Source organism: uncultured Sphingomonas sp., assembly GCF_964235535.1.
Lineage (GTDB): Bacteria > Pseudomonadota > Alphaproteobacteria > Sphingomonadales > Sphingomonadaceae > Sphingomonas.
Genome location: NZ_CAXSBH010000083.1, coordinates 1 through 5898, shown reverse-complemented (window position 1 = coordinate 5898; position 5898 = coordinate 1). Strand labels below are relative to the sequence as shown.

6 protein-coding genes and 1 pseudogene are annotated in these 5898 nt (G+C 67.4%); all 7 read left to right on the top strand.

Annotation, left to right across the window (positions count from 1 at the left end; genetic code table 11):
- A pseudogene (locus tag ACFE7F_RS15270) lies at positions 1-932 on the top strand (transketolase); the annotation flags it as partial.
- A gap of 1 nt (position 933) precedes the next feature.
- The gene (locus ACFE7F_RS15265; RefSeq protein ID WP_375404705.1) at positions 934-2268 is read left to right on the top strand and encodes a dihydrolipoamide acetyltransferase family protein; all 1335 of its coding nucleotides are present in this window, start codon (positions 934-936) and stop codon (positions 2266-2268) included.
- 16 nt (positions 2269-2284) lie between these two features.
- On the top strand, positions 2285-2596 hold the full coding sequence (locus tag ACFE7F_RS15260) for a DUF1330 domain-containing protein (protein ID WP_375404704.1): 312 nt from the start codon (positions 2285-2287) through the stop codon (positions 2594-2596).
- Positions 2597-2629: 33 nt separating this feature from the next.
- Positions 2630-3793, top strand: a complete 1164-nt coding sequence (locus tag ACFE7F_RS15255; RefSeq protein ID WP_375404703.1) for an acetyl-CoA acetyltransferase — start codon at positions 2630-2632, stop codon at positions 3791-3793.
- Positions 3794-3959: 166 nt separating this feature from the next.
- Positions 3960-4667 carry a CoA transferase subunit A gene (locus ACFE7F_RS15250; RefSeq protein WP_375404702.1) on the top strand — a complete coding sequence of 236 codons (708 nt, stop codon included), beginning with the start codon at positions 3960-3962 and terminating at the stop codon, positions 4665-4667.
- Positions 4667-5302, top strand: a complete 636-nt coding sequence (locus ACFE7F_RS15245) for a 3-oxoacid CoA-transferase subunit B (RefSeq protein ID WP_375404701.1) — start codon at positions 4667-4669, stop codon at positions 5300-5302. Before ACFE7F_RS15250 ends, ACFE7F_RS15245 begins: the two co-directional genes overlap by 1 nt.
- A 223-nt stretch (positions 5303-5525) precedes the next feature.
- The coding region (locus ACFE7F_RS15240) for an SDR family oxidoreductase (protein WP_375404700.1) at positions 5526-5898 on the top strand (373 nt) is incomplete at its 3' end.

The window sequence follows — 5898 nt, the reverse complement described above, 5'->3', positions numbered from 1 at the left end:
GTGCGAACAAGATCCCGTCCGCCCAACGGTGGCTGGCGCATGCCGCCGGCCAGCACATCGAGCTCGGAATCGCGGAGCACAATTTCTTCCTCCTGCTCGCCTCGCTGGGCCTGGCAGCGCCGCATTTCGGGACACGCCTCCTTCCCGTCGGCACCGTCTACGACCCGTTCATCGCTCGCGGGCTCGATGCGCTGAACTATGGCTGCTACCAGGATGCCCGCTTCCTTCTGGTCGGCACGCCGTCGGGCCTCACGCTCGCGGGCGAGGGCGGCGCCCACCAATCGATCAACACGCCGCTGATCGGCATGGGCCAGCCTGGGCTCACCTATTTCGAGCCGGCATTCGCTGACGAGGTCGCGCTGACGATGCGCTGGGCGTTCGAGCACATGCAGGCGGACGCGGGCGGTTCGGTGTATCTGCGGCTGAGCACTCGCTCGATCGCGCAGGTCGCGAGGGTGGGCGACGACTGGGAGGCCGACGCCCTGATGGGTGGATATTGGCTCCGCCCGCCGGCGTCCGACGCCGACGCCGCTCTGGTGTTCACCGGCGCGGTCGCGCCGGAGGCGCTGGCGGCGCATGCGGAACTCCTGGACGACATTCCGGGCCTGGGCTTGTTGAACGTTACGTCGCCCGATCTGCTCCACCGACAATGGTCCGCACGGCGTGCGGCGCGGTGGACGGGTGCCGAGACGGGCGTACCACATGTCCAGAAACTCCTTTCACGCCTGGCGCCGCACGCATCGCTCGTCACCGTGCTCGACGGCTCACCGGCGGCCCTGTCCTGGCTTGGCGGCGTGAGGGGGATGAGGGTCAGCCCGCTCGGCGTCGACCGCTTCGGGCAGACCGGTGACCTGCCGGATCTCCACCGCACCTATCGACTCGACGTCGACGCGATCGTCGAGGCCGCGGCCGAGCTGTTCCTGGGAGACTGAGGTGGCCACCGACCTGATGATGCCCGCCCTCTCGCCCACAATGGAGAAGGGCACGCTCGCCAAGTGGCTGGTGGCGGTCGGAGACGCCGTCCGTCCGGGCGACCTCCTCGCCGAGATCGAGACCGACAAGGCAACAATGGAGTTCGAGGCGGCGGACGGCGGACGCGTCGCGGAACTGGTCGTGCCGGAAGGTACGGACGACGTTCCGGTGGGGACCGTGATCGCACGGCTGTCCGATGGCGATGCCGGGGCCGAAGCGGCAAGCGCGACCGTGGCGGTCGACCCGGACAGGGAGCCGGGGAAGGCCGGGGAGCCTCAGCCCGGGATCGTCGTGGACCGGACGGCGTCCGCCGAGGACCTGCCTCCGCGGCCCGCTGGACGCGATGGCGAGCGGGCGGACGGCGATCGGGGCGAAGGTCACGTCGGCGGCACCCCGAGCCTGCTTGCCCGCAAGGTAGCGCTCGCCAACGGGGTGGACTTGTCGATGGTGGCGGGGACGGGGTCCGGCGGCAGGATCGTCGTCGGCGACCTCGGAACCGCCGGGCGGCCCGCGGCTCCGACGCGTCCGGGTGCTGCGCCGACCCAGATCGAACTCCGGTCGGGGCTGGAGGCCCCTGGTCCGGCGAGCGCGCCGCCTCCGCACGGCATCCCGGTCGAGACCGTGAAGCTGTCGACGATGCGCAGGACGATCGCGAGGCGCTTGAGCGAGTCCAAGCGCACGGTGCCGCACTTCTACTTGTCGGTTCGATGCGACCTGGACAGGCTCCTCTCGCTGAGAACCGAGTTGAACGTCGAGCTGGAACGACGCGGGGTCAAGCTGTCGATCAACGACATGCTCATGAAGGCGATGGCGTCGGCGTTGGCCGAGGTGCCCGATGCCAACGTGCAGTTCGGTGAGGATCGGCTGCACCGGTTCGGTCGCGTGGACTTGTCGGTGGCGGTTGCAATCGACGGCGGTCTTGTCACGCCGGTGGTTCGGGACGTGGTCGCCCTGTCGCTATCGGCGCTCTCAGAACGTGTCCGGGAGCTTGCGGATCGGGCGCGCGCCGGGAAGCTGAGTCCGACGGACTACGAGGGCGGCACGGCGTCGATCTCGAACCTGGGCATGTTCGGGATCGACGAGATGGTGCCGGTCATCAATCCGCCGCAGGCGCTGATCCTGGGTATCGGTGCCGGCGTCGAGCAGCCCTGGAAGGTGAACGGAGCGGTCGGGCTCGCCACCATCATGACCGCTACGGCCAGCTTCGACCACCGGGCGATCGACGGCGCGGTCGCGGCCCGGTTCATCTCGGCCTTTCGCGCATTCGTCGAAGACCCATGGCTGATCTGCTGTTGAAGTGGGAGTCAAGAGAATGGCTGCGATCATGGTCGTGTACATGAACCTCTCGGACGACGCGTGGATCGACGCCTACTTCGCCGAGGTGCCCAAGCTCCTGGCGGAGTATGGCGCGGAGTCGATCGCGGGTTCGCGCGACGTCCGCCGCATCGAGGGCGACAGGCCGCCGCCCGATCGAATGGCGGTGCTGTCCTTTCCGTCGATGGAGGCGATCGACCGGTTCATGGCGGACGAGCGCTATCGCATCCACCGAACCGCACGCGAGGCGGGCGCCGCGTCGCAGATATTCGTTTTCGAGAACGGTGTCGCCGCCGGCGAGCTGGTCTGACGTGGGCCGGACGATGCATTTCGGGGAGTTGGCATGGAAGCGATGATCGTCGGCTGGGGGCATACCAAATTCGGCAAGCACGACCTGCTGAGTCTGGAAGACATGATCCATGCCGCCGGACGCGAGGCGCTGGTCTCCGCCGGGATCGACGGTGCCGACGTCGACGCGGTCTGGCTCGGCCACTTCAACTCCGGGTTGGTGGGGGACGGCTTCTGCTCCTCGATGATCCTCGGAATCGATCCGGCGCTGCGCTTCAAGCCCGCCACGCGATGCGAGAACGCCTGCGCCTCGGGGTCGGCCGCGCTCTACGCCGCGATCGACGCGATCCGGAGCGGGCGGGTCAGAGTCGCGCTCGTCGTCGGGGCCGAGAAGATGACCGCGCTCGATACGAAGGGGGTCACCCGCGCGCTCGGTGGCGCCGCGTACCAGAAGGAAGAGGCGAGCCTTTCGTTTCCGGACATCTTCGCGCGCTTCGCCCAGGCCTATGAGGCGTGCTTCGGCGATCCCACGGAGGCGATGGCCCATATCGCCGTCAAGAACCACGAGAACGCGATGCGCAATCCGCTCGCGCAGATGCATCGGCCGCTCGACCTCGACTTCTGCCGGCGACCGTCGGAAAAGAACCCGGTCATCTCGGCGCCGCTCAAGCTGAGCGACTGCTCGCTCGTCTCGGACGGAGCAGCCGCGCTCGTCCTCGTCGCGGACGACATGATCGGCGACTTCAAGCGCGCCGTCCGCTTCCGCGCGACGGCGCAGGTGAACGACCTGCTGCCCCTGTCCGCGAAGGACCTGGCGACGTTCGAAGGACCCCGCCGCGCGATCGCGCAGGCCTATGCGATCGCCGGAATCACGGTGGACGATCTCAGCCTGGCCGAGGTCCACGACTGCTTCACGATCGCCGAGTTGCTGTCGGTGGAAGCTCTGGGGCTCGCGGAGCCGGGCAAGGGCCGCGACGTCGTGATTGACGGCGCGACCCGCCGGGACGGGCGCCTCCCGATAAACCTGTCGGGCGGCCTCAAGGCCAAGGGACACCCGGTCGGCGCGACCGGCGTCTCGATGCACGTCCTGAACGCACGCCAGCTGGTTGGGGAGGGCGGCGAGATGCAGGTTCCGGGTGCCGACCTCGCCATGACGGTGAACATGGGCGGCGGGGCGGTCGCCACCTATGCGTCGATCATGGAAGCCGCCAAATGCTAGGCTCCGCGCTCCAGCGTGCCTTGCGCGCGGTCTCGTCGGCCCGCGCCCGGCTGATCGCCGCCTCGCGGGCCGGACAGGGTGGTCCCCTCAGCGGCATCTGCCCGGGCGATATATCCGGTTGGGGTGTGCTGCGTGATCTCGACCGGCCTTCAAAGGATCAAGTGCAATGAAGCCGATCTATCAGGACGCCACGGCCGCTCTCGAGGACATTGTGCGTGACGATCAGACGCTCATGGTCGGTGGCTTTGGCCTTTGCGGCATTCCGGAGGCCCTGATCGGCGCCGTCGAGCAACTCGGCGTCCGGAACCTGACCTGCATCTCGAACAATGCCGGGATCGACGGTGTCGGGCTCGGCCGGCTGCTCCGCACCCGCCAGATTCGCAAGATGATCTCCTCCTATGTCGGCGAGAATAAGGAGTTCGAGCGCCAGTATCTCGCGGGCGAACTAGAACTGGAATTCTGTCCGCAGGGCAGTCTGGCGGAGCGATGCCGCGCCGGAGGCGCGGGCATACCCGCCTTCTTCACCCGCACCGGATCGGGCACGATCGTCGCGGACGGCAAGGAAGAGCGCGAATTCGACGGCGTCAGCTACGTCATGGAACGGGCGCTTCGGGCCGACATCTCGCTTATCAAGGCGTGGAAAGCGGACGACGCGGGGAACCTCGTCTTCCACATGACCGCCCGCAACTTCAACCAGCCGATGGCGACCGCCGGTGCGATCTGCGTGGCGGAGGTCGAGGAGATCGTCCCGGTGGGCTCGATCGATGCCGATCAGGTCCATCTGCCCGGCATCTACGTGCAGCGGCTGCTCCTCAATTCCGAGCCCGCCAAACACATCGAATTCCGCACCACCCGCCAACGCGAGTCGATCTGATGGCCTGGACGCGAAACGAGATCGCCGCGCGCGCCGCCAAGGAGTTGCGCAACGGTTTCTACGTGAACTTGGGCATCGGTATCCCGACGCTCGTCGCGAACAACATACCCGAGGGTATGACCGTGACGCTCCAATCGGAGAACGGAATGCTCGGCATCGGCCCCTTTCCGTTCGCGGGCGAGGAGGATGCGGACCTGATCAACGCAGGCAAGCAGACGATCAGCAAGCTGCCCTCATCCAGCTTCTTCTCCTCGGCGGACAGCTTCGCGATGATTCGGGGAGGGCACATCGACTTGACCATCCTCGGGGCGATGGAGGTCTCCGAGGAGGGCGACCTCGCGAACTGGATGATTCCCGGCAAGGTGATCAAGGGGATGGGCGGCGCAATGGATCTGGTCGCCGGCGTACGACGCGTGGTCGTGACGATGGATCACGTATCCAAGGCGGGCGACCCGAAGGTGAAGCGCCGCTGCGATCTGCCACTTACCGGCAAGGGCGTCGTCGACATGATCATCACCGATCTTTGCGTGCTGGCACGGGACGGCAAGTCCGAACCGTTCCGGCTCGTCGAGCTCGCGCCCGACGTCACCGTAGAGGAGGTGTTGGCCAAGACGGAGGCCAGGATCGACCATTGAGCCGCGTCCTGATTACGGCGCGATCGCACCGCGACGGCGCCGCATCGACCGCCTGTCCCGACGGGAATGGTCCGGGAGCCGTGAACGGCCCTTCGGCGGACGCGGGTTTGGCGTTCCGCCCAGTCGCAGCACGTCTCCGCCGTCGACTGGCCGACTCCAGCGAGGCGACCGCGAGCGATCCTGGGCCGCGGCTTGAACTTTCCACAATCTCGGGAGTCGCCGGATGATACTCGTCACTGCCGCCAACGGCAACCAGGGTCGCCTGCTCGTGCCCAAGCTTGTCGCGGCCGGGCTGTCCGTGCGCGGATGCGTACTATCCGAGGACTCGGCCCGGAGTCTGCTCGGAATGGGCGTGGCCGACGTGGTGGTCGGCGACATCTGCGACCCCGCGGTCCTCGCCCGCGCGCTGGACGGAGTGAAGTCGGTCTATCATGTCGGACCCACCGCCCATCCCCGGGAACGGGAGATGGGCCTGGCCATGGTAGACGCCTCGCGAGCCGCCGAGGTGGGGCACTTCGTCTTCAGTTCGGTCCTGCATGCAATCTCCGCGGACCTGATCCAGCATGGTTACAAGCGCGACATCGAGGAGCACATCC

What these genes read in the sequence shown, in the direction of transcription:
- ACFE7F_RS15260 (WP_375404704.1), top strand. Translation starts at nt 2,285, where the DNA reads ATGGCTGCGATCATGGTCGTGTACATGAACCTCTCGGACGACGCGTGG.
- ACFE7F_RS15255 (WP_375404703.1), top strand. Translation starts at nt 2,630, where the DNA reads ATGGAAGCGATGATCGTCGGCTGGGGGCATACCAAATTCGGCAAGCAC.
- ACFE7F_RS15250 (WP_375404702.1), top strand. Translation starts at nt 3,960, where the DNA reads ATGAAGCCGATCTATCAGGACGCCACGGCCGCTCTCGAGGACATTGTG.
- ACFE7F_RS15245 (WP_375404701.1), top strand. Translation starts at nt 4,667, where the DNA reads ATGGCCTGGACGCGAAACGAGATCGCCGCGCGCGCCGCCAAGGAGTTG.